Here is a 23106-nt window from a genome sequence, read left to right as displayed (position 1 = left end):
CACGACGAGGAGGACGTGACCACGTGACGGGTGCCCGACCCCAGCGGCTTCCGTGGGCCTACCGGTTCGCGGCGCTGCTGCTGCGCCGGCCGCTGCTGCTGCTCACCAAGCGTGACTGGCGCGGCATCGAGAACCTGCCCCGGGAGGGCGGCTTCGTCGTCTCGCCGAACCACATCTCCTACGCCGACCCGCTGCCGTTCGCGCACTTCCTCTTCGACAACGGCCGCGCCACCTACTTCCTGGCCAAGGACAGCCTCTTCACCATCCCGTTCGTCGGGATGATCCTGCGCCGGTCGGGCCAGATCCCGGTGTACCGCAACTCGGCAGCGGCCACCGACGCCTACCGTGCCGCCGTCGAGGGCGTGCGCGCCGGCAAGGCCCTCGGGATCTTCCCCGAGGGGACCATCACCCGCGACCCCGACCTGTGGCCGATGCGCGGCAAGACCGGCGCCGCCCGCGTCGCGCTCGAGACGCGCTGCCCGCTGATCCCGGTGGCGCAGTGGGGCGCCCACGAGATCCTCTCGCCTTACGGCCACCGGCCCTCGCTCTTCCCGCGCAAGACGATGCACGTCATCGCCGGGCCGCCCGTCGACCTCTCCGACCTCTACGACCGGCCCATCGACACCAAGACCCTGCGCGAGGCCACCGACCGGCTCATGGACCGCATCACCGAGCTGCTCGAGGAGATCCGCGGCGAGAAGTCGCCGCACGAGCGCTTCGACCCGCGCCAGCACGGGGTCCCCGAGATCGGCCACCCGATCAAGCACGACGACATCGGCCGCACGACGCGGTCGCGGATCCACCGGGAGGATGGCTCGTGACCCGCGTCGCCGTCATGGGCAGCGGCAACTGGGGCACGGCGTTCGCCGTGATCCTGGCCGACGCCGGCTCCGAGGTGCGGATGTGGGCCCGGCGGCCCGAGCTCGTCGAGAGCATCAACGCCGGCCGCAACGCCGAGTACCTCCCCGAGCTCGCGCTGCCGCCGACCGTCCGTGCCACCGCGGACCCCCTGGAGGCGCTCGCGGGCGCCGAGGTCGTCGTGCTCGCCGTGCCGTCGCAGACGTTGCGGGGCAACCTCGACCAGTGGGGCGCCGCGCTGCCGTCGGGCGTGCCCGTCGTGTCCCTCATGAAGGGCGTCGAGCTCGGCACGACGCTGCGGATGAGCCAGGTGATCGCCGATGCCGGCGTCCGCGAGGACCGCATCGTCGTCGTCTCGGGGCCGAACCTCGCGCCCGAGATCGCCCTCAGGCAGCCGGCCGCCGGCGTCGTCGCCTGCACCGACATGGACACCGCCGAGCTCGTCGCGTCGGCGTGCGCCACCCCGTACTTCCGCCCCTACACCGACACCGACGTCATCGGCGCCGAGGTGTGCGGGGCCACCAAGAACGTCGTCGCCCTCGCGTCGGGCATGGCCGAGGGCCTCGGCTTCGGCGACAACACCAAGGCGACGATCATCACCCGCGGGCTGGCCGAGACCACCCGCCTCGGACTCGCGCTCGGCGCCCACCCGCAGACGTTCATGGGACTGGCCGGCGTCGGCGACCTCATCGCCACGTGCATGTCCCCGCTGTCGCGCAACCACTCCTTCGGCGTGCGGCTCGGCCGCGGCATGAGCGTGGCCGAGGCCACCGCCGAGATGCGCACGACCACCGAGGGCGTCAAGTCGTGCGAGTCGATCCTGACGCTCGCGCGCGAGCACGACGTCGACATGCCGATCTGCGAGCAGGTCGTCGCCGTCATCCGCGACGGCCACCCTGCCAAGGAGGTCGGGCCCCGCCTCATGTCGCGCGACCTCAAGGCCGAGAAGCACTGACCCGCGGTCCGATCCGGAGCGCGCGGCCAGACGCCTGACGCGTCCGGTCGGTCAGACGGTGTGCAGCGCCCGGTCGAGGTCGGCCCAGAGGTCCTCGACGTGCTCGATGCCGACCGACAGGCGCAGCAGGTTGACCGGCACCTCACGTGACTCCGAGGGATGGCGGCGGCGGCGCTCGACCTGCGACTCGACACCACCGAGGCTCGTCGAGTGCAGCCACACCCGCGTCGAGGCACAGACGCGCTCGGCGGCGGCGGCGTCGCCGGCGACGTCGATCGCCAGGATGGCGCCGGCCCCGGCGTAGCGCACGCGTTCGACGCACGGGTGGTCCGCGAGGCGTACGGCCAGCTCGGCCGCGCTCGCGCACGCGCGCTCGAACCGCACCGAGAGGGTCCGCAGCCCGCGGAGCGCGAGGTAGACCTCCATCGGGCCGGCGATGGCGCCGTGCAGGGTCCGGTGACGGCGCAGCCGCTCGCCCAGGCCGCGGCCGCGGTCGGTGTCGGCCGTGACCGTCGCGCCCAGCACGACGTCACTGTGACCGGACAGGTACTTCGTCACCGAGTGGACGACGACATCGGCACCGAGCCCGAGCGGGCGGCACAGCAGCGGCGTCTGCAGGGTGTTGTCGACGACGCTCGTGACACCGAGCTCGCGCGAGCGCGCGAGGACGACGTCGAGCTCCGTGACGTCCATGAGCGGGTTGGTCGGCGACTCGAGCCACAGCAGGTCGGCCGAGCCCAAGGAGTCGAGGAAGCCCGCGGTGTCGGTGGCGTGGACGCGCACGACCGTGCCGCCGGCCTCCTCGTGGGCCGCCAGCAGGTCTCCGGTGCCGTTGTAGGTCGTGTCGGGCGCGACCACCGTGCCGCCGGGAGGCAGCAGCGACAGGGCGGCCGAGATGGCCCCCATGCCCGACGCGTGGACGAGGGCCCGGCCGCCCTCCAGGCCGCCGAGCGCCTCCTCGAACGCGTTCCACGTCGGGTTGCCGACGCGGGCGTAGTTGACCTCGCCCTCCGCGGCATAGGTGGAGGTGAGCTCGACGGGCACGTTCACCGACGCGCCGGGCGAGCGGCCCGGTCGACCGGACGCCACGAGGAACGTCTCGACGTGCAGCTGGCGCGCATCCTCTTCCCTGACCACGGCGTCAGCGTACGAGGGGCGCCCGGGGCCTTCGATAGAGTCTCGTCTGATGACCACGGACCAGCCCCAGCCCGCCCAGGACAGCCGCCGCCCGCGCGTCGCCATCGTCTTCGGAGGCCGTTCCTCCGAGCACGCCGTGTCGTGCTCGACGGCCGCGAGCGTCCTGCGCTCCATCGACCGCGACAAGTACGACGTCGTGCCGGTCGGCATCGCCCGCGACGGGCACTGGGTGCTCGTCGCCGACGACCCCGAGCCGCTGCGGCTCCTGCCGGGCCAGACTCCCGAGGTCGACGGCGCCGGCGCGTCGGTCGTCGTGCCGCTCAGCACGGGGGACCGCTCGCTGACCGTCCTCGAGCCCGGCCGGCCGCCGCGCGCGCTCGGCGACGTCGACGTCGTCTTCCCGCTCCTGCACGGCCCGTTCGGCGAGGACGGCACCCTCCAGGGCCTGCTCGACCTCGCCGACGTGCGCTACGTCGGCTCGGGCGTCACGGCCTCGGCGGTCATGATGGACAAGGCGATGATGAAGGTCGTCTTCGAGGCCGCCGGGCTCAAGGTCGGCCCGTACGTCGTCGTCACCGACCGCGAGTGGAACCGCGACCCCGAGGCCGCGCTCGCGCGCGTCGAGCCGCTCGGCTGGCCGGTCTTCGTCAAGCCCGCCCGCGCCGGCTCGAGCATGGGCATCTCCAAGGTCGACGACGCGTCGGGCCTGCGTGCCGCCGTCGAGGCCGCCCGCGAGCACGACCCGAAGGTCGTCATCGAGGCCGCCGTCGTCGGCCGCGAGATCGAGTGCGGCGTTCTCGACGGGCACGGCACCGACGCGCCGCGCACGAGCGAGCTCGGCGAGGCCGTCGTCGTGTCGGGTCACGCGTTCTACGACTTCGAGGCCAAGTACCTCGCCGAGGGCGACGTGCGCCTCGACTGCCCGGCCGACGTGCCGGTCGAGGTGGCCGCCCGGATCCGCGAGATGTCGCTGCTCGCCTTCGAGGCGGCCGGCTGCGAGGGTCTGGCCCGCGTCGACTTCTTCTACACGCCCTCGGGCGACGTCGTCATCAACGAGATCAACACGATGCCCGGGTTCACGCCGCACTCGATGTACCCGCGGATGTGGGCGGCCTCGGGCCTGGCCTACCCGGACCTCATCGACGAGCTCATCTCGCTCGCGCTCGAGCGCCGCACCGGCCTGCGCTGACGCCTCAGCTGCAGTGCCGCCCGGTGGCGGGCAGCGAGCGGGCGAGCTCGCCGAAGGCGGGCAGCAGCAGTGGCACCGGGCCGTAGGCGGCCGGGGCGAGCACCTCCACCGCGGGGTCGCGGCCGTACGTCGTGGCCATCGTGCCGTCGCTGAGGCGGCGCACCACCCAGTCGACGCCGTCGACCGTGACGCACTCGTCGGTCGTCGGCGCGAGGGGCTCGAGCCCGCAGCGGGCGATGAGCGCCGGGTCGCCCCAGGCTGCCACCGACGGGTCGGCGGGGCTCGTGTCGACGCGGGCGTGGCCGCTGAGGTTCGCCGGCCACTCGGCGGCGCGGCACACCGGGGCCGACGCCTGCGGGGCGAGGGCCACCTCGGTGGCCCGGCTGCATGCGCCGAGCGCCAGCGCCGCGAGCCCGGCCAGGCAGGCCCGGGACAGCACGACGGCGGCGCCCTGGGGCGCCGCCGTCGGAAGCCTGCTGCTCAGGGTCGGCCGGTCCTCAGACGTGGACGACGGTGCAGGTGAGCGTCCGGGTGATGCCCGGGACGTCCTGCAGCTTGGCGATGACGAGCCGGCCGAGGTCGTCGACGTTCGGGGCCTCGACGCGCGCGATGACGTCGTAGGGACCTGTGACGTCCTCGGCGAGCGTCACCCCCGAGATGCCGGCGATCTGCTCCGCGACGCTGGCCGCCTTGCCGACCTCGGTCTGGATCAGGATGTAGGCCTGGACCACGTGTCACCTCACTGTGTTGGGAGCATCTGTGCGGGGTGCCGCGGCGCGCGGCGTGGAGGACACCTCGGTGTGACGGTGCCGCTGCCCTGACGCTACCTTGCCATGGGACCTCACGTCCCGGGGAAGCCGGCCCCCTGCCCGGCATGCAGACGCCACAGGGACGCCGGAGGCGTGCCGGAGACGAGGAGGGGCTACGGTGACCGATCCGCACGCGAGCACGCCGGCCGAGGCGGCGCCCCGGGGGCCCGTCGACGACCACGCCGTCGCGCCCGCTCCGGACCGGTCGGCCCGCGGCCCGATGCTCACCGGTGGCACGCCGCTGCGCTCGCTCGACGAGGACGCGCTGCTCGCGCGGATCCTGCCGCTCTTCCCGGCCGGCACCGACCTCGACGTCGCGCCCGGCGACGACGCCGCGGTCCTGCGCACGGGAGCCCGCACCATCGCCACCACCGACACGGTCGTGCTCGGCCGCGACTGGCTCGACGCGTGGTCCTCCGGCGCCGACGTCGGGCACAAGGTCGTCCTGCAGAACCTCGCCGACGTCGCGGCCATGGGCGGGCGTCCGACCGGCGTCCTCGTGACGCTCGTCGCCGACCCCGCCGTCGCCCTGGAGTGGGTCCTCGACCACGCGCAGGGGGTCGCCGACGCGTGCCGCGCGGCCGGCGTCGACGTGCTCGGTGGCGACCTGTCCTCGGCGCCGGCCGGCGTCGTCATGGCGTCGGTGACCGCCCTCGGCGCGCTCGAGGGCGGCCCCGTGCTGCGCTCCGGGGCGCGACCCGGCGACGTGCTCGCGGTCCGGGGCTCGCTCGGCCTGGCCGACGCGGGGCTGCGCCTGCTCACGGCCGGGACGGGGGAGCGGCTGCCGCAGGCCGTGGACCGGCAGCGTCGACCGCAGCCTCCGCTCGCCGACGGACCGATCGCGGCCCGCGCCGGCGCGACCGCGATGCTCGACCTGTCCGACGGGCTGCTGCGCGACGGAGGCCGCATCGCGCGCGCCAGCGGCGTCGTCGTCGACCTCGACCCGGCCGCCCTCGAGCCGTTCGTCGCGGCGCTCGAGCAGGCCCTGGGCCGCGAGGCCGCCCTCGACTGCGTGCTCGCGGGCGGGGAGGAGCACTCGCTCCTCGCGACGTTCGCGGCGGAGCTGCCCGAGGGCTGGACGCGCCTCGGGACGGTGCGGGCGCCCGCGGCGGGGGAGCGTCCCGGCATCGTCGTCGGCGGACGCGTCGTGACGCACACCGGCTGGGACCACTTCCACGGCGACCCCGCCTGATCGACCCCACGGCGCAGCCGCGCCCGGGTGGTCACCGGAACGGCCCCTCGCCCCCACCCGAAGCAACACACCGAGTAGTTGCCAACCCGTTCGGGTATTCCAACCGCGGTTGGCAACGACTCGGTGTGTTGCGGGGTCAGGCCGGGACGCGTCGGGGCCCGGGTACACGAAAGGCCGGCTCCCGAGGGGGCCGGCCTTCAGCGTTGGGGGTGTCGTTCGCTCAGCGCGCGACCTTGCCCGCCTTGAGGCAGGACGTGCACACGTTGAGTCGCTTCGGCGTCACACCGTTGACCAGCGTACGAACGCGCTGGATGTTCGGGTTCCAGCGGCGCTTCGTGCGGCGGTGCGAGTGCGAGATGTTGTGACCGAAGCCCGGCCCCTTGCCGCAGACGTCGCAGTTGGCAGCCACGGGTATCTCCTGAAAGCTCGATGATGAGAAAGTGCGTCTCCAGCCCGTCCCCGGTGGACGCACGTGAGCGTGCGTCACCCCGGTCGATGGACGGGGGAACCGGTCAAGAGTAGCCGACGAGCCGCGTGGACGACAAAACGGCGTCGGTGGCGCCCCCGACGCGCGGGCGAGGGGATCACGAGAACGCCCGCGCGGTGTCGACGAGCTGCGCCGCGTAGGCGGGCCCGTGCGAGGACGCGTGGGTGGCGAGCGGGTGCAGCTGGTGCAGGTCGAGGCGCTCGCGCCAGCCGCGCTCGAGGCCGGCCGCCTCTGCGTAGGCCGCCGTGACGCGGTCGAGGCCGGGGCAGCCGAAGAGCGCGAGCATCGCGACGTCGGTGAGGCCGTGGCCGCCGTGCGCGGCCGGGTCGATGACGACGGGTCCCTCCACCGTGAAGACGACGTTGCCCGACCACAGGTCGCCGTGGATCCGGGCCGGTGGCCGGTCGTCGTCGAACTCGCCGCCGGCGATGCGGTCGCACAGCCGCTCCACGACCTGCGCCCCGGCCGGGTCGAGGTGGCCGACGCGGACCGCGTTGCGCACGAACGGGCGCACCCGCTGCTCGGCGTAGAAGAGGCCCCACGACGCGGTCGGCTCGTTGGACTGCACCTGCCGCCCGATCCACGCCTCGCCCGTCCAGCCGGGAGGGGGCGCGCCGAAGGCCGGTGCGCCGGCGCCGTGGGTGGCCGCCAGGTTGCGGCCGAGCGACTCGGCCGCTGCCGCGGACGGCGCGGCCGGGTGGAGGCGGGCGAGGTCGATGTGGTCGGGCCCGACGTCGCGCACCTCGACCACGCGGACGCCGCCCGGGGCGTCGGCGAGCCAGCGCAGGCCGGCGGCCTCGACCTCGTAGAAGCCGTCGGGGGCTCCGGGCCACGACTTGCGGTGGACGGCGGTGGAGGCGCTCGACACAGGGCCAACGTAGCCGCAGGGCCGGGCCGGGTGCATGCGACCGTCGGGTCGAACCGCTAGCCTGCCGAGCACCCGCACGAGCACGAGACGAGCAGGAGGACCGTGTGCCCGGCGCCGAGCCGCAGCCCGACGGGGCCCTGACGCTCCTCGACCTCGTCGCGGTGCGCCGGTGGGCCGTGCTGACCCGCTCGCTCTACGCCGCACGGCGCGCCGAGATCGACGCGCTCAACGTGTTCCCCGTGCCCGACGGCGACACCGGCACGAACCTCTACCTCACCTTCGACGGCGCGGTCGAGCGCACGCTCGCGGCCGAGGAGCCCGCGTCCGCCGGCGCCCTCCTGACGACGTTCGCCCGGCACCTGCTGTGGACCGCCCGGGGCAACTCCGGGGTCATCCTCAGCCAGCTCGCGCGCGGGCTCGCCGAGGGCTGCGAGGCCGCCGAGCAGATCGACGGCGCCGTCCTCGCCGCCGGGCTGCGCCGGGCGGCCGAGCGGGCCCAGCAGGCCGTGACCGACCCCAAGGAGGGCACGATCCTCACGGTCGCCCGGGCCATGGCCGACGCCGCCGAGCAGGCGGCAGAGCAGGCAACGGAGCAGGCCGCGTCCCCGGTGCCGGTCCACGTCGTGGCGACCGGTGCGCTCGACGCGGCTCGCGTCGCGCTCGCAGCCACGCCCGACCAGCTCGAGGTGCTGGCGCGCGCCGGGGTCGTCGACGCCGGTGGCGCGGGGCTCGTCGTGCTGCTCGAGGCCCTCGAGCGCGTCTGCGCCGGCCAGCGCGGGCGGCCCTCGCCCGACGCGTCCGACCGGCGCTCGCGGCTGCGGCCCGGACGGTCCCACCCGCTGCTCGGTCCCGGGCCCGACGACGCCCGTGGCGCCGACGAGCTGCCCGACTACGAGGTCATGTACCTGCTCGCCGACTCCGACGACGACGCGGTCGACGCCCTGCGCGAGCGCCTCCTCGGCCTCGGCGACTCCGTCCTCGTCGTCGGCGGCGACGGCGAGTGGAATGTCCACGCCCACGTCCACGACGCCGGTGCCGCCGTCGAGGCCGGCATCGAGGCCGGGCGCCCGCACCGGCTGCGCATCACGCGCCTCGTCGACGCGCACCCCGGCCACGAGCCCGCGCCGGCCCGCCACCCGGGCCAGGCCAGTGCGGGTGCGGCGGGCGAGGCCCGCACCGGCTCGGCGTCGGGGATCGTCGCGTGCGCGGCCGGCGCCGGCCTCGAGTCGCTCTTCGAGGACGCCGGTGCCGTCGTCGTGCGCTCCGGCCCCGGGCGCCGCGCCTCGACCGGTGGCCTCATCGACGCCATCCGGGCCCAGCACGCGCGCGGAGCCGGCGGCGTCGTCCTGCTGCCCAACGACGGCGACACCCTGCTCGCGGCCGCGGCGGCCGCCCGTGCCGTCGCCGACGACGGCATCGAGGCCCACGTCGTCCACGTCCGCACCGCCGTCCAGGGCATCGCCGCGCTCGCCGTCTTCGAGCCCGACGCCGCGGCGTCCGACAACGTCCTCGCGATGCAGGCGGCGGCCTCGGCCACGCGGCACGGGGCCGTCACCGTCGCCAACCGCGCGGCGCTGACGAGCGGCGGCCCATGCAGCCCCGGCGACGTGCTCGGCGTCGTCGACGGCGACGTCGTCATCGTCGGCTCCGACGAGCTCGACGTCGCCCGGGAGGTCGCGCGGCGCCTGCTCGGCAGCGGCGGCGAGCTCGTCACCGTCGTCGCCGGCGAGGACGCCCCGGGCGGGCTGCTCGAGGCGGTCACGAGCGAGGCGCGCGGCGCCCACCACGGCATCGAGGTCACCCTCATCGACGGTGGCCAGTCGGTCTACAGCGTCCTGCTCGGGGTGGAGTGACCGTGCCCGCCCTGACGCTCACCGAGGACTCGCCCCTGACCAAGCTGCTCAAGAAGCCGGAGGCCGAGCAGCTGGCCCGCACCAAGGGCCTGCTCAGCGTCGCCGACCTCTTCGAGTTCGCCCCGCGCCGGTACGTGCGGCCCGGACAGCTCACCGACCTCTCCTCGCTGCACGTCGGCGAGGACGTCCTCGTCGTCGCCGAGGTCGTCGCGGCGACCACGCGGAGCATGCGCAACCGCCGCGGCAAGATGCTCACCGTCGTGATCGGCGACGACCGCGGCAACCAGCTCGACGTCACCTTCTTCAGCGCCTACGGCCACGAGGGCAAGCTCAAGCCCGGCGTCCGCGGGTTCTTCGTCGGCACGATCGGGGCCTACGGCCGCCGCCTCCAGCTGACCCACCCCGAGTACGAGCTGTTCGACGACGAGGAGCAGGGCGAGGCCGCCGTCGAGTGGTACCGCACGCACCGCGTCCCGGTGTACTCGACGACCGGCAAGCTCAACTCGCTGCGGCTGCGCAAGCTCGTGCACCTGGCCCTCGACTCCGTCGACCGGGTCCGCGAGCCGGTGCCCGACGACGTGCGCGAGCGGCGCGGCCTGCCGCCGCGCAAGGTCGCCCTCGAGCTCGTCCACCGCCCGAGCGTCGAGGACCGGCCCGCCCGTGGCCTCGACCGGCTCAAGTACGACGAGGCGTTCGTCCTGCAGACGATCCTCGCGCAGCGGCGCAAGGCGGCCGAGGCCGAGCTCGCCACGCCGCGCCCGCCCCGCCCGGGCGGCCTGCTCGCGGCCTTCGACGAACGACTGCCGTTCGAGCTGACCCAGGGGCAGCGCGACGTCGGTGAGGTGCTGGCCTCCGAGCTGGCCTCCGAGCGGCCGATGAACCGGCTGCTCCAGGGCGAGGTCGGCTCGGGCAAGACGATCGTCGCGCTGCGCGCCATGCTCGCCGCCATCGACGCGGGCGGCCAGGCCGCGCTGCTCGCCCCCACCGAGGTGCTCGCGGCGCAGCACCACCGCTCGATCACCGCCATGCTCGGCGACCTCGCCCAGGGCGGGATGCTCGGCGGTGCCGAGCACGGCACGACCGTCACGCTGCTCACCGGCAGCCAGAACGCCGCCACGCGCCGCAAGGCGCTCCTCGACGCCGCGTCGGGGGAGGCCGGCATCGTCGTCGGCACGCACGCCCTCATCCAGAAGCACGTCCAGTTCGCCGACCTCGCGCTCGTCGTCGTCGACGAGCAGCACCGCTTCGGCGTCGAGCAGCGCGACGCCCTCCGCGAGAAGGGCGTGCGGCCGCCGCACGTGCTCGTCATGACGGCCACGCCGATCCCGCGCACCGTCGCCATGACCGTCTTCGGCGACATGGAGACCTCGACGCTGCGCGAGCTGCCCCGCGGCCGCTCGCCGATCGCGACGCACGTCGTCGACGCCCAGCGCGCGGGCTGGGTCGAGCGCACGTGGCAGCGGGTCGCCGAGGAGGTCGCCAAGGGCCACCAGGCCTACGTCGTGTGCCCGCGCATCGGGGGAGACGACGCCCGTACCGACACCGGCTCCGGGGCCGACTCCGAGGACGCCGGCGACTGGGACGGCCAGTGGGATGGCGAGGACGCCGACGCGCCCCGCCGCGAGCTCACGGGCGTCCACGAGATGCTCGAGGAGCTCGGCTCGACGCCGGCGCTCGCCGGCCTGCGGCTCGGCCTGCTCCACGGCCGGCTCGACGCCGACACCAAGGACACGACGATGCGCGCCTTCGCCGCCGGCGAGATCGACGTGCTCGTGGCCACCACGGTCATCGAGGTCGGCGTCGACGTGCCGAACGCCTCGGTCATGGTCGTCGTCGACGCCGACCGCTTCGGCATCTCCCAGCTGCACCAGCTGCGGGGCCGCGTCGGCCGCGGCTCTGTCCCCGGGCTGTGCCTGCTCATGACGAACGACCCGGGCGAGCGGGCGATCGAGCGCCTCGACCAGGTGGCCGCCACCACCGACGGCTTCGAGCTGGCCCGCGTCGACCTCCAGCTGCGCCGCGAGGGCGACGTCCTCGGCGCGCGGCAGAGCGGCCGCGGCAGCTCGATCCGGCACCTGCGCCTCGGCCGGGCCGAGGACGAGCAGATCATCGCCGACGCCCGCGAGGACGCCTTCGCGATCGTCGACGCCGACCCGCAGCTGCGCGAGCACCCGGCCCTCGCGGCCGCGGTCGCCATGCGCCTCGACGACGAGCAGGCCGCCTGGCTGGAGAGAGGCTGACATGACGCGCGTCATCAGCGGGACGGCCGGCGGCCGGCGCCTGCGCACCCCGCCCGGGTCGGGCACCCGCCCGACGTCCGACCGGGTCCGCGAGGCCCTCTTCAGCCGCCTCGAGCACCGCGGGCTGCTCGAGGGGCGGCACGTCCTCGACCTCTACGCCGGCTCGGGCGCCCTCGGCCTCGAGGCCGCGAGCCGCGGCGCGAGCATCGTGCTGCTCGTCGAGTCGAACGCCGCGGCCGGCAAGGTCATCCGGGCCAACATCGGCGTCGTCGGCGTGCCCGGGGTGCGGCTGCTGCCGACGTCCGTCGAGAGGGCGCTTGCCGCAGGGCCGCCCGCGGACGTCCGCATGGACCTCGTGCTGCTCGACCCGCCCTACGACGTCGACGAGCCGACGCTCGCGGCCGTGCTGCGCTCGCTCGTCGAGCACGAGTGGCTCGCCGAGGACGCCTTCGTCGTCGTCGAGCGCTCGAGCCGCACGCCGCAGCCCACGTGGCCGGAGGGGCTCGAACTGTCGGGGGAGAAGCGCTACGGCGAGACCACGATGTGGTTCGCCGAGCCGCCCACGGGCGGGGCCGCCTGAGCGCCACCTCGAACGCCACCCCCGGGCGCGAGACCGTGTCGCCCGGCCCGCGCCCTGCCTGAGCCACTGCCGGCCGGTAGGTTGGGCGCGTGAGCACCGAGACGCGTCGCTGCGTGTGCCCCGGTTCCTACGACCCCGTGACGAACGGGCACGTCGACGTCGTCACGCGCGCGAGCCGCCTCTTCGACGAGGTCGTCGTCGCGATCCTGCACAACCCGGCCAAGGAGGGCACCTTCTCCGTGGCCGAGCGCACGACCCTGCTCGAGGCGTCGGTCGGGCACTTGCCCAACGTCCGCATCGGCGACTGGGCCGGCACGCTCGTCGTCGACGTGTGCCGCGAGGTCGGCGCCGAGGCCATGGTCAAGGGGCTGCGCGGCGGCACCGACTTCGCCTACGAGCTGCCCATGGCGCACATGAACCACCACCTCACCGGCGTCGAGACGCTCTTCCTCGCCTCCGACCCGACCCTCCAGCACGTGAGCAGCTCGCTCATCAAGGAGGTCGTGCGCTACGGCGGCGACGTCAGCGGGCTCGTCCCCGACGCCGTCCTCGCGGCGCTGCGCGACCGGCTGGGCGGCGAGACCGCCTGATTTGGGTGCCGGGGACCGCTCCGGTAGCCTTGGAGGTCGGTCCACGTCCGTCTGGCGCGGACCGAACCTACGACCGTGCGCAGGAGACATGAGCCGCCCCCATCCCCGTTCTTCGCTGGTGATCGACACCAGGGACCTGAACCGGCGACCGGGGACGATGCATGAGCTCTCGCGCACGGTGACGTTCCCCGACGACCTCGGCACCGACGTCATCGCGATCAAGGCCGGTTCACCGGTCGAGATCGAGGTGCGGCTCGAGTCGGTCGTCGAGGGCGTCCTCGTCACGGGTTCGGTCAGCGGCACGGCGACCGGCGCCTGCGTGCGGTGCCTGGACCCCGTCGACCTCGAGGTCGACGGGACCTTCCAGGAGCTGTTCGCCTACGCCGACCGGGCGGCGCACCACCACGAGGTGGGAGCCGACTCGGACGAGGACGAGGTGCACGAGCTGGTCGATGACCTCATCGACCTCGAGCCCGTGCTCCGGGACGCGGTCGTTCCGACGCTGCCGTTCCAGCCGGTGTGCCGGGAGGACTGCCCGGGACTGTGCTCCGAGTGCGGAGCGCGGTTCGCGGACGACCCGGACCACCACCATGAAGTGATCGACCCGAGGTGGTCGGCTCTCGGCGGACTGCTGGGAGACGACCCGCAAGAGAAGAGGAACTGACGTGGCTGTCCCGAAGCGGAAGATGTCGCGCTCCAACACCCGTTCGCGTCGTGCGAACTGGAAGGCTACGCCGACCACCCTGACCACGTGCCCGTCGTGCGGCGCCGCGGCCCAGCCGCACATCGCCTGCCCGTCGTGCGGCACCTACAAGGGTCGTCACTACGCCGCCGCCGAGCGCACCGAGCACCAGGCCTGACCCGCCCGTGAGCGGCCCCGTGAGCGACATCGACGCCGGGGGTGTTCCGGCGGTGACGCAGGAGCCGCAGCGGCCCGTCGACGCCCTGCTCGACCACCTCGACGAGGTGGTCGGCCAGGGAGTGGACGAGCCGCTGCTCCTGCGTGCCCTGACCCACCGCTCGTACGCGTACGAGAACGGCGGCCTGCCCAACAACGAGCGCCTCGAGTTCCTCGGCGACTCCGTGCTCGGGCTCGTCGTCACCGAGAGCCTCTACCGCGAGCACCCCGACCTCGCCGAGGGGCAGCTGGCCAAGCTGCGCGCGGCCGTGGTCAACATGCGAGCCCTCGCCGACGTCGCGCGCACCTTCGACCTCGGCGGCTACGTCATGCTCGGCAAGGGCGAGGAGGCGACGGGAGGCCGCGACAAGGCCTCGATCCTCGCCGACACCCTCGAGGCCGTCATCGGCACCGTCTTCCTCAGCGTCGGCATCGAGCGGGCGGGCACCTTCGTGCACCACCACTTCGACGCCCTCATCGAGGAGGCCGCCACCCTCGGGGCCGGCCTCGACTGGAAGACCAGCCTGCAGGAGATGGCCGCCGGGGCCACGCTCGGCACGCCCGAGTACCGCGTCGGCGAGCAGGGTCCGGACCACGAGAAGGAGTTCCACGCCCAGGTCTTCGTCGGCGACGAGGTCCTCGGCGAGGGGCACGGCCGGTCCAAGAAGGAGGCCGAGCAGAAGGCCGCCAAGCAGGCCTGGCACACGCTCGACGGCCGCCGCTCCGCCGCCGCCTCCGAGGTCGCCGGCGCGTCCGGCTCGTCCGACGCGTCTGAGGCCACGCGCGCGACGCGAGCCCTCGGCTGACGCGTCGGGACCACCCACCGCACCTGCCATGCCCGAGCTGCCCGAGGTCGAGGTCGTCCGCCGCGGCCTCGAGGGCCACGTCGTCGGCCGCCACGTCACCCGCGCCCGGATCACCGGGGTCCGGGTGGCGCGGCGGCACGACGCCGGCCCCGAGGACCTCGCGGCCCGGCTGCACGACGTCACCGTCACGGCCGCGTCGCGCCGCGGCAAGTACCTCTGGCTCGCCCTCGACGGCGAGGACGCGCTCATCGTCCACCTCGGGATGAGCGGGCAGATGCTCGTCGAGCCGGCCGACGCGCCCCTGGAGAAGCACTGCCACGCGCAGTTCGACTTCGCCGACGGCGACCCGCAGCTGCGGTTCGTCGACCAGCGCACCTTCGGCGGGCTGCAGCTCTCGCCGCTCGGGCCCGACGGCGTCCCGGAGGTCGTCGCCCACATCGCGCCCGACCCGTTCGAGGCCGCCTACGACCAGGCCGCCGTCGTGCGCCGGATGAAGCAGCGCGACAGCGCCGTCAAGCGGGCGCTGCTGGACCAGACCCTCGTCTCGGGCGTCGGCAACATCTACGCCGACGAGGCGTTGTGGCGCGCGAAGGTGCACGGGGAGCGGCTGTGCTCGGCCCTGACCAAGCCGACGCTCTCCCGCATCCTCGACCACGCCCGCGAGGTCATGGCCGAGGCCCTCGGCCAGGGCGGCACGAGCTTCGACGCGCTCTACGTCAACGTCAACGGCGCGAGCGGCTACTTCGACCGGTCCCTGCACGCCTACGGCCGCGAGGGCACGCCGTGCGACCGGTGCGGCGCCCTCATGCGCCGCGAGCAGTTCATGAACCGCTCGTCCTTCTCCTGCCCCGTGTGCCAGCCGCGCCCGCGCCGCCGCGCGTCGACCTGACCGACGCGCCGGCGTCCGCGCACGCGAACGGCCCGGTCCCCGTGGGGGACCGGGCCGTTGCGCGTCGGGTCAGTGCCCGCCCGTGCGACGCTTCGGTGCCGGACGCGTCGGGTCGTCGTCGTAGGCGTCGACGTGGTCGGGCACGACGATCGGCCGCAGCCGCGCCCACACCATGAACGCCGCCGCGCCGACGAGCATGATGAGGCCCGCCCACAGGTTGGCGTTGACGCCTCCGGTCTTGTCGAGGGACTGCTCGCCGAACAGGCCCATGAGCACGAGGATGATCCCGTAGATGCCGATGAGGCCGCCGATGAAGTTGCGGATGTCGAAGGCGCCCGCCGTGTGACGCCGGGTGCGGCCGTCGGCCTGCCCGCTGCCGTCGGGACGGCCGGTGTTGTCGGTCATGTCGGTCACTGGAGGACTCCTCTCAGAAGGCCACGTTGAGGATGGTGACGAGGACGAGCGCGGCGATCGCGAGCGGGATCGTGCGCCGGTACCACGGGTAGCGGTGCTCCTCCGGGTCGATGAGGTCCTCGCGCGGGGTCTCGGAGTAGACGAGGCCGCGCAGCTCGTCGGCCGGCTTGGGCTCGGTGCCGAGGCTGACGACGACGCTGACGAGGATGTCGACGACGAAGGCCGCTGAGGCGGCGACGAACGCGGCGCCCTGGCCCGACAGGGGGAGCACCCCGAGGCTCACCGACCCGAAGGCGTCCTCGGACAGGAACGCGATGGCCACCGCCGAGAGCGTGCCGCTGACGAGGCCCGCCCAGCCGGCCGTCGCCGTCATGCGCTTCCAGAACATGCCGAGGATGAACGTCGCGAACAGCGGCGCGTTGAAGAAGCCGAAGAGGGTCTGGAGGTAGTCCATGACGTTGCTGAAGGAGCTGGCCACGACGGCGGTGCCGATGGCGATGATCGTCGCGCCGACGGTGGCGAGCCGGCCGATGCGCAGGTAGTAGTCGTCGGCGTGGTCCTTGCGGATGTAGCGCTGCCACAGGTCGTAGCTGAAGACGGTGTTGAACGCCGAGATGTTGGCGGCCATGCCGGCCATGAACGCCGCGAGCAGGCCGGCGATGGCGATGCCGAGCAGGCCGTTGGGCAGCACGTCGCGCATGAGCAGCAGCAGCGAGTCGTTGTACTTCACGCCCTCGCCCGACGCGCCTCCGGGCGGTGCCCCGCCGTTCTTCAGCTGGCCGATCTCGGGCACGAGGACCGCCGCGATCATGCCGGGGATGATGACGATGAACGGCACGAACATCTTCGGGAAGGCACCGATGATCGGCGCCTTGCGCGCGGAGGAGAGCGAGTCGGAGGCCATGGCGCGCTGCACCTCGACGAAGTTCGTCGTCCAGTAGCCGAAGGACAGCACGAAGCCGAGGCCGAAGACGATGCCGACGACGGACCAGAACGGCGAGCTGAAGCCGGAGAGTGCCTCTCCGGGCCAGGAGTGCAGCTGCTGGTCGGCCGGAGGCACGCCGGCCTTGGCCGGAGCGGCGGCCGCGAACTGAGTGATCTTGTCCTGCAGGCCCTGCCAGCCACCGACGCGGTGCAGGCCGATGAGGGTCAGGGGCAGCAGGGCCGCCAGGATGACGAAGAACTGGAGCACCTCGTTGTAGATCGCCGCCGACAGCCCACCGAGGGTGATGTAGGACAGGACGATCGCGGCGGCCACCAGCAGCGCGACCCAGAGGGGCCAGCCGAGCAGGGCGTGGACGATCGAGCCCAGCAGGTAGAGGTTGACCCCGGCGATGAGCAGCTGGGCCACCGCGAAGCTCAGCGCGTTGACGAGGTGCGCGCCGGTGCCGAAGCGCCGGAACATGAACTCCGGGACCGAGCGCACCTTGGAGCCGTAGTAGAAGGGCATCATGACGACGCCGAGGAACACCATCGCGGGGATGGCGCCCACCCAGAAGTAGTGGACGGTCGAGATCCCCAGCTCCGCGCCGTTGGCCGACATGCCCATGATCTCGACCGCGCCGAGGTTGGCCGAGATGAAGGCCAGGCCCGTGACCCAGGCCGGCAGCGAGCGTCCGGACAGGAAGAAGTCGATGGAGTCGGACACCGCCCGTCGCGCCATGAGGCCGATGCCGAGGACGAAGACGAAGTACAGCGCGATGATGACGTAGTCGACGGGATTGGCGCTGATGAGCGTGTCGGCGCTCGGCAGGCCCGCGAGTGAGTGCATGCGTTCGGTCCCTTCGTTGGGCGACGGTTCACGACGCTAGTGCAGGTGGGCTCGCAGCGCGTGTCAGGACGCCTCGTGGTTGGCAGGGCCGGGAACGGGGCGCAAGGCACGCTTGAGGGGAGCAGTGGCGTCGGCCGCCGCCTCGACCGGAATCGTCATACCCTTTTCGAGCGCCCGCTTCACGGCGAGGTAGTCGCCGCTCGCGTTGACCGCCTCGATCGCCACGAGCAGGCCGTCGCGGTAGCTGAGCAGCGAGAACGACTCTGTCGCAACGTCGCCGCGCACCACGGTGGTGTCGGCGCCCTGCGGCAGGCCCGCGATCTGCAGGCGCAGGTCGGCCTGGTCGCTCCAGAACCACGGCACGGCGTCGTACGGGACCGGGTGGCCGGCGAGCGTCGCCGCCGCGGCCCGGGCCTGGTCGGTGGCGTGCGGCACGCTCTCGAGGCGCGTGGGGGCGGCGATCCCGCGGGAGAAGGGGTTCGGGCCCACGGTGCAGTCGCCGGCGGCGACGGTGAGCCCGTCGGACGCGCGGGCGTACCGGTCGACGACGATGCCGCGGGGCTCGACCTCGAGGCCGAGGCCCCGGGCGAGGTCGGTGCGGGGCTCGACACCGGTGCCGACGACGACGAGGTCGGCCTCGAGCTCGGTGCCGTCGTCGAGGACGACCGCCTCGGCGCGGCCCGACGTCCCGTGGATCCGGGTGGCGCGGGCGCCGAGGTGGATCCGCGTGCCGCGACGACGGTGGGCCTCGAGGTAGAAGGCGGACAGCTCGGGGGTGGCGGCGCGGGACAGCAGCCGGTCGGCGACCTCGACGACGGTGACCTCGGCGCCCAGCGCCCGCGCGCTCGCGGCCACCTCGAGGCCGATGAAGCCGCCGCCCACGACGACCACCGAGCGGGCGGCCCGGACCGCCGGGGCCAGCACGTCGGCGTCGGCGAGCGTGCGCAGCGACAGGACGCGATCGAGGTCGGCGCCCTCGACGGGCAGGGTGCGGTTGGTGGCCCCGGTGGTGAGGGCGAGGCGGTGCCACGCGATCTCACGGCCGTCGTCGGTCGTGGCCGTGCCCCCGGGCTCGCCCGGCCGGTGGCGCGAGAGGTCGACGACCCGGCGTCCGGTCAGCAGTTCGACGCCCTGCTCGGCGAACCACCAGGGCGGGCGGAAGACGAGCGTGTCGCGGTCGTGCTCGCCGCGGAGGTAGGTCTTCGACAGCGGCGGCCGCTCGTAGGGCGGTTCGGGCTCCTCGCCGACGAGGACGACGGGCGAGTCGTCGCCGAGCTCGCGCAGCGCCGTGACGAGCGAGATGCCCGCCTGCCCGGCGCCGACGACGAGGATGGTGCGGTCGGCGGCCATGCCTCCCACCCTAGGGTGGCGCCATGACGTGGACGCCGAGCACCCCGGAGACGGTCTTCACCTACGGCGCCCCTGCGCTCAAGTTCGGACCCGGCGCCGCCGACGAGGTCGGGCACGACGTCGCCTCGCTCGGGGCCCGCAGGGTGCTCGTCGTCACCGATCCCGGCGTCCTCGCCACCAGCGCGCCCGAGCGCGTCGCCGAGGGGATCCGTGCGGCGGGCCTCGAGGCCGTCGTCCACGACTCCGCCCGTGTCGAGCCCACCGACGCCGCGCTCGTGGCCGCCGCCGAGCGCGCCCGCGCCGACGGCCCCTTCGACGCCTACGTCGCGGTGGGCGGTGGCTCGGCCATCGACACCGCCAAGGCGGTCGACCTGCTGCTGACGGACGGCGGCGACCTCATGGACTACGTCAACGCGCCGATCGGGGCCGGTCGGGCGCCGTCGCGCCCGCTCGCCCCTCTCGTGGCCGTCCCGACGACGACCGGGACCGGCGCCGAGAGCACGACCATCTGCGTCCTCGACGTGCTCTCGCTGCGCGTCAAGACCGGCATCAGCCACGTGCGGCTCCGGCCGGTGCTCGCCGTCGTCGACCCGCGGCTCACGACGACCCAGCCCGCCGGCGTCACCGCGAGCGCCGGCATGGACATCCTCTGCCACGCCCTCGAGAGCTGGACCGCCCGGCCCTACACCTCCTTCGAGCGAAAGACTCCGGGGGAGCGGGTGCCCTACTGCGGCGCCAACCCGATCTCCGACCTCTGGGCCCAGCGCGCGATGTCGCTGCTGGCCACCTCCTTCCGGGCCGCCGTGCACGACGGCGACGACGAGGCGGCGCGCGGTGAGATGGCACTGGCCGCCACGTTCGCCGGCCTGGGCTTCGGCAACGCCGGCGTGCACGTGCCGCACGCCAACGCCTACCCCGTCGCCGGACGCGTCCGCGACCACCACCCGGCCGGCTACCCGTCGGGCGAGCCCCTGGTCCCGCACGGCACCGCCGTGGCGCTGACCGCCCCCGAGTCGTTCCGCTGGACGTTCGAGGCCGACCCGGCCCGGCACCTGGAGGCGGCCCGGCTGCTCGAACCCGGCGTCGACACCGCCTCCGGCGACCCCGCGGACGTGCTCCCGGGCGTGCTGCGGCGGCTCATGCACGACATCGGGCTGCCCGACGGGCTCGCCGGCGTCGGCTACGGCGAGGCCGACGTCGACGCCCTCGTCGAGGGGGCGATGAAGCAGCAGCGGCTGCTCGCCACGAGCCCGCGGCCGGTGTCCGAGGACGACCTCGCCGGGATCATCGGCCGCTCGCTCCACACCTACGACGCCCTCTGAGGGGACGCCTCCACCAAGGAGTCGACGCGGCGTCGGGGGACCGGCATAGGGTGCCGTACGTGACGACAGCGACCCCGGCGCCCGAGGCGCAGCAGCCCAGCACCCCCACGCCCCTGCCGATGCCTGGCGACGGCGACTGGCTCGAGTGGGTGGCCACCCGCGGCGAGCAGCAGCTGGCGCTCGTGCGCGAGCTCGTCGACGGCCTCAAGGCCGACCCGCCCACCGAGGCGCTCGAGGTGCTGCGCGTCTGGAACGAGGCCCAGGTGGCCCTGTCCAACGCGGCCTCGGTCGGTTCGCTGTTCGCGGAGGTGCACCCCGACGCGTCGGTCCGCGAGCGTGCCGAGGGCGTGGCGCAGGAGGTGCAGAAGCTCGACACCGACCTCGGCCTCGACACCGATCTCTACGCCGTCCTCGCCGGCATCGACGGCTCGGGCCTCGACCGCGACGCCGCGCGCGTCCTCGAGCGCACCCTGCGCGACTTCCGCCGTTCCGGCGTCGACCGCGACGAGGCGACGCGTGAGCGGCTGCGGGCCCTGAGCGAGAAGGCGATCCTGCTGAGCCAGGAGTTCAGCAAGAACATCCGCGAGGACGTCCGCAGCATCACCGTGACGCCCGACCGGCTCGAGGGCATGCCTCAGGACTGGGTCGACGCCCACCCGGTCGGTGCCGACGGCCTCGTCACCGTCACGACCGACTACCCCGACGTCGTCCCGTTCCGCACCTTCGCCCGCGACGCCGAGGCGCGGCGCGCCATCACCTCGGAGTTCCTCACGATCGGCTGGCCGGCCAACGACCGCGTGCTGCAGGACCTCTTCGCCGTGCGCCGTGAGCACGCGTCGCTGCTCGGCTACGACACGTGGGCCGACTACGACGCCGAGATCAAGATGATCGGGAAGGGCTCGGCCATCGGCGAGTTCGTCGACCGCATCACCGAGCTGTCCACCGACAGCGCGGAGCGCGACAAGGGCGTGCTGCTCGAGCGGATGCGCCAGGACGTCCCCGACGCCACCGACATCGACGGTGCCGACGTCTTCTACTACGCCGAGCTCGTCCGCAAGGAGCAGCTGGCGGTCGACGCCCAGCTGGTGCGCACGTACTTCCCCTTCGAGCAGGTGCGACAGGGCCTGCTCGACGTGACGGGCCGCCTCTTCGGCCTCGAGTGGACGCCGGTGACCGCGGGCGAGGCCGGCACGTGGCACGCCGACGTGGCCACCTACGACGTGTCCTCCGGCGGCCAGCGCATCGGGCGCATCCACCTCGACCTGCACCCGCGCGAGGGCAAGTACAAGCACGCGGCGCAGTTCGACCTCGTCCGCGGTGTCACCGACACCCAGCTGGCCGAGGGCGTGCTCGTCTGCAACTTCAACCGCGGGCTCATGGAGCACGACGAGGTCGTCACGCTCTTCCACGAGTTCGGCCACCTCGTGCACCACGTCGTCGCCGGCCGGCAGCGGTGGGTGCGCTTCTCCGGCGTCGCCACCGAGTGGGACTTCGTCGAGGCGCCGAGCCAGATGCTCGAGGAGTGGGCCTGGGACGCCTCGGTGCTGGCCACCTTCGCCCGCAACGCCGAGGGCGACACGATCCCCGCCGACCTCGTCGACGCGATGCGCCGCGCCGACGACTTCGGCAAGGGCTACCAGGCGCGCACCCAGATGTTCTACGCCGCGCTGTCCTACGACTTCCACACCCGCGAGACCGACGACCTCACCGCGAGGCTGCGCGAGCTCATGGGCCGGTACTCGGTGTTCCCCTACCTCGAGGGCACCCACATGCACTGCGCCTTCGGCCACCTCGACGGCTACAGCTCGGCGTACTACACGTACATGTGGTCCCTCGTCATCGCCAAGGACATGTTCTCGGCCTTCGACAAGGACGACCTCTTCGACCCGGAGGTGGCCGGCGCCTACCGCGACAAGGTGCTGGCCCAGGGCGGCCGGCGCGACGCCGCCGACCTCGTCGAGGACTTCCTCGGCCGGCCGTACACGTTTGACGCGTACGCCGCCTGGCTCGCCGAGTGACGGCGCCGACGGCGCAGCGGGGCCTGCGCGTCGTCTCGCTGCACGTCCACCCGGTCAAGTCGCTCGCGGGGGTCGCGCCGGCCGAGGCGGACCTCGACGAGCGGGGCATCGGTGGCGACCGTCGCTGGGCCGTCGTCGACCCCGACGGGGCCAAGGTCACGGCCCGCGAGGAGCACGCGCTGCTCGGCCTGCGTGCCGAGCCCCTGCCGAACGGGGACGTCCGCCTCCTCGACGCGTCCGGCGCCGCCCTCGACGTGCTGCGGCCGGTGCACGCCGAGCCGGTGCCGGTCGGCTTCTCCGGCCAGTCGCTGGCGCGGCCTGCCGGCGACGCTGCCGACGCGTGGCTCACCGAGCGCGTCGGGCGCCCGCTGCGCCTCGTGTGGCAGGACGACGCCACGGTGCGCCCGATCCGGCCCGACCTCGGCGGGGAGGCCGTCGACCGCAACTCGCTGTCCGACGCCGCGCCCCTGCACGTCACGACCGACGCGTCGCTCGCACGGCTCAACGACTGGCTTGTCGAGACGGCCCTCGAACGGGGCGAGGAGCCCCGGGAACCCTTGGGGCACGACCGGTTCCGGCCCAACGTCGTCGTCGACGGCGACGAGCCGTTCGCCGAGGACGCGTGGCGCCACGTGACGATCGGCGGCGTGCCGTTCCGGGCGACGATGGTGTGCGACCGCTGCGTCATGACGACCATCGACCGCGCCGCGCTCACGACGGCCAAGGAGCCGATCCGGACCCTCGCGCGGCACCGCCGGTGGGAGGGCGCCACGTGGTTCGGCATCCGGCTGACGCCGGTGCTGCCCGTGGCCGCGGGCGCGGTGCTGCGTGTCGGCGACGCCGTCGTCGCGTCCTGAGGCGCGGTCCGCCGCGGCCGGTC

General features: G+C 73.9%; 23 protein-coding genes. 15 read left to right on the top strand and 8 right to left on the bottom strand.

The features are described from left to right. The first annotated feature begins 23 nt into the window (after positions 1–23). The gene (locus tag BIV28_RS05050) at positions 24–821 is read left to right on the top strand and encodes a lysophospholipid acyltransferase family protein (RefSeq protein WP_076259863.1); all 798 of its coding nucleotides are present in this window, start codon (positions 24–26) and stop codon (positions 819–821) included. Further along, positions 818–1813 carry an NAD(P)H-dependent glycerol-3-phosphate dehydrogenase gene (locus BIV28_RS05045; RefSeq protein WP_076259861.1) on the top strand — a complete coding sequence of 332 codons (996 nt, stop codon included), beginning with the start codon at positions 818–820 and terminating at the stop codon, positions 1811–1813. Before BIV28_RS05050 ends, BIV28_RS05045 begins: the two co-directional genes overlap by 4 nt. 51 nt (positions 1814–1864) lie before the next feature. On the opposite strand, the gene BIV28_RS05040 is transcribed toward BIV28_RS05045, so the two are convergent. Then, entirely contained in the window at positions 1865–2950 is a 1086-nt protein-coding gene (locus tag BIV28_RS05040; protein WP_076259859.1) for a trans-sulfuration enzyme family protein, read from the bottom strand. Positions 2951–2999: 49 nt separating this feature from the next. Here BIV28_RS05040 and BIV28_RS05035 point away from each other — a divergent pair, with 49 nt between their 5' ends. Beyond that, positions 3000–4139, top strand: coding sequence for a D-alanine--D-alanine ligase family protein (locus tag BIV28_RS05035; protein WP_076259857.1), 1140 nt, complete (start codon positions 3000–3002; stop codon positions 4137–4139). A 4-nt stretch (positions 4140–4143) separates the two neighbouring features. Here the strand turns inward: BIV28_RS05035 and BIV28_RS05030 are convergent, their stop codons facing one another. Together BIV28_RS05030 and BIV28_RS05025 are read right to left on the bottom strand one after the other, a co-directional pair. Further along, a complete protein-coding gene (locus BIV28_RS05030) occupies positions 4144–4578 on the bottom strand; it encodes a DUF3515 family protein (RefSeq protein ID WP_076259855.1) in 435 nt (144 codons plus the stop codon). Between the two features lie 58 nt (positions 4579–4636). Then, positions 4637–4870, bottom strand: a complete 234-nt coding sequence (locus BIV28_RS05025; protein WP_076259853.1) for an Lrp/AsnC family transcriptional regulator — start codon at positions 4868–4870, stop codon at positions 4637–4639. A gap of 196 nt (positions 4871–5066) precedes the next feature. Between BIV28_RS05025 and thiL the strand changes: the two genes are divergently transcribed. Continuing rightward, positions 5067–6140 (top strand): thiamine-phosphate kinase, encoded by a 1074-nt coding sequence (gene thiL / locus BIV28_RS05020; RefSeq protein WP_341350191.1) that lies wholly within the window; start codon positions 5067–5069, stop codon positions 6138–6140. Positions 6141–6360: 220 nt separating this feature from the next. Here thiL and rpmB read toward each other — a convergent pair whose 3' ends face one another. Then, complete coding sequence (gene rpmB, locus BIV28_RS05015) at positions 6361–6549, bottom strand: 50S ribosomal protein L28 (protein WP_076259851.1); 189 nt, start codon at positions 6547–6549, stop codon at positions 6361–6363. Between the two features lie 175 nt (positions 6550–6724). After that, the gene (locus BIV28_RS05010; RefSeq protein ID WP_083707052.1) at positions 6725–7531 is read right to left on the bottom strand and encodes a fructosamine kinase family protein; all 807 of its coding nucleotides are present in this window, start codon (positions 7529–7531) and stop codon (positions 6725–6727) included. 68 nt (positions 7532–7599) lie between these two features. Here BIV28_RS05010 and BIV28_RS05005 point away from each other — a divergent pair, with 68 nt between their 5' ends. From BIV28_RS05005 to mutM, 8 genes are all read left to right on the top strand, one after another. Continuing rightward, positions 7600–9348: a DAK2 domain-containing protein gene (locus tag BIV28_RS05005; RefSeq protein ID WP_076259847.1), complete on the top strand. Its 1749-nt coding sequence runs from the start codon at positions 7600–7602 to the stop codon at positions 9346–9348. Next, positions 9345–11588, top strand: a complete 2244-nt coding sequence (locus BIV28_RS05000) for an ATP-dependent DNA helicase RecG (protein WP_423221531.1) — start codon at positions 9345–9347, stop codon at positions 11586–11588. The genes BIV28_RS05005 and BIV28_RS05000 overlap by 4 nt, the downstream gene beginning before the upstream one ends. A 1-nt stretch (position 11589) precedes the next feature. Further along, positions 11590–12168 carry a 16S rRNA (guanine(966)-N(2))-methyltransferase RsmD gene (gene rsmD, locus BIV28_RS04995; RefSeq protein WP_076259845.1) on the top strand — a complete coding sequence of 193 codons (579 nt, stop codon included), beginning with the start codon at positions 11590–11592 and terminating at the stop codon, positions 12166–12168. Between the two features lie 89 nt (positions 12169–12257). Then, positions 12258–12758 carry a pantetheine-phosphate adenylyltransferase gene (coaD, locus tag BIV28_RS04990; RefSeq protein WP_076259843.1) on the top strand — a complete coding sequence of 167 codons (501 nt, stop codon included), beginning with the start codon at positions 12258–12260 and terminating at the stop codon, positions 12756–12758. A gap of 88 nt (positions 12759–12846) precedes the next feature. Further along, positions 12847–13422 carry a YceD family protein gene (locus BIV28_RS04985; protein WP_076259841.1) on the top strand — a complete coding sequence of 192 codons (576 nt, stop codon included), beginning with the start codon at positions 12847–12849 and terminating at the stop codon, positions 13420–13422. Position 13423: 1 nt separating this feature from the next. Further along, positions 13424–13618, top strand: a complete 195-nt coding sequence (rpmF, locus tag BIV28_RS04980) for a 50S ribosomal protein L32 (protein ID WP_076259839.1) — start codon at positions 13424–13426, stop codon at positions 13616–13618. Between the two features lie 19 nt (positions 13619–13637). Continuing rightward, on the top strand, positions 13638–14462 hold the full coding sequence (gene rnc, locus BIV28_RS04975) for a ribonuclease III (RefSeq protein ID WP_242652779.1): 825 nt from the start codon (positions 13638–13640) through the stop codon (positions 14460–14462). 28 nt (positions 14463–14490) lie between these two features. After that, positions 14491–15351: a bifunctional DNA-formamidopyrimidine glycosylase/DNA-(apurinic or apyrimidinic site) lyase gene (gene mutM / locus BIV28_RS04970; RefSeq protein ID WP_076259838.1), complete on the top strand. Its 861-nt coding sequence runs from the start codon at positions 14491–14493 to the stop codon at positions 15349–15351. Positions 15352–15420: 69 nt separating this feature from the next. On the opposite strand, the gene BIV28_RS04965 is transcribed toward mutM, so the two are convergent. From BIV28_RS04965 to BIV28_RS04955, 3 genes are all read right to left on the bottom strand, one after another. Further along, the gene (locus tag BIV28_RS04965; protein ID WP_076259960.1) at positions 15421–15756 is read right to left on the bottom strand and encodes a hypothetical protein; all 336 of its coding nucleotides are present in this window, start codon (positions 15754–15756) and stop codon (positions 15421–15423) included. 22 nt (positions 15757–15778) lie between these two features. Next, on the bottom strand, positions 15779–17536 hold the full coding sequence (locus tag BIV28_RS04960) for a sodium:solute symporter family protein (RefSeq protein WP_076259836.1): 1758 nt from the start codon (positions 17534–17536) through the stop codon (positions 15779–15781). A gap of 63 nt (positions 17537–17599) precedes the next feature. Further along, positions 17600–18886 (bottom strand): NAD(P)/FAD-dependent oxidoreductase, encoded by a 1287-nt coding sequence (locus BIV28_RS04955; RefSeq protein ID WP_076259834.1) that lies wholly within the window; start codon positions 18884–18886, stop codon positions 17600–17602. Positions 18887–18909: 23 nt separating this feature from the next. Here BIV28_RS04955 and BIV28_RS04950 point away from each other — a divergent pair, with 23 nt between their 5' ends. The 3 genes from BIV28_RS04950 to BIV28_RS04940 are packed head-to-tail and all read left to right on the top strand — an operon-like array spanning position 18910 to position 23083. Continuing rightward, positions 18910–20208: a hydroxyacid-oxoacid transhydrogenase gene (locus BIV28_RS04950; RefSeq protein ID WP_076259832.1), complete on the top strand. Its 1299-nt coding sequence runs from the start codon at positions 18910–18912 to the stop codon at positions 20206–20208. Between the two features lie 59 nt (positions 20209–20267). Further along, on the top strand, positions 20268–22226 hold the full coding sequence (locus BIV28_RS04945) for a M3 family metallopeptidase (RefSeq protein WP_242652778.1): 1959 nt from the start codon (positions 20268–20270) through the stop codon (positions 22224–22226). Beyond that, a complete protein-coding gene (locus BIV28_RS04940) occupies positions 22223–23083 on the top strand; it encodes an MOSC domain-containing protein (RefSeq protein WP_242652777.1) in 861 nt (286 codons plus the stop codon). Before BIV28_RS04945 ends, BIV28_RS04940 begins: the two co-directional genes overlap by 4 nt. The last annotated feature ends 23 nt before the right edge of the window (positions 23084–23106 follow it).

It is taken from the genome of Intrasporangium flavum, from assembly GCF_001956915.1.
Lineage (GTDB): Bacteria > Actinomycetota > Actinomycetes > Actinomycetales > Dermatophilaceae > Monashia > Monashia flava.
This window is presented reverse-complemented; position numbering and strand designations above follow the sequence as displayed.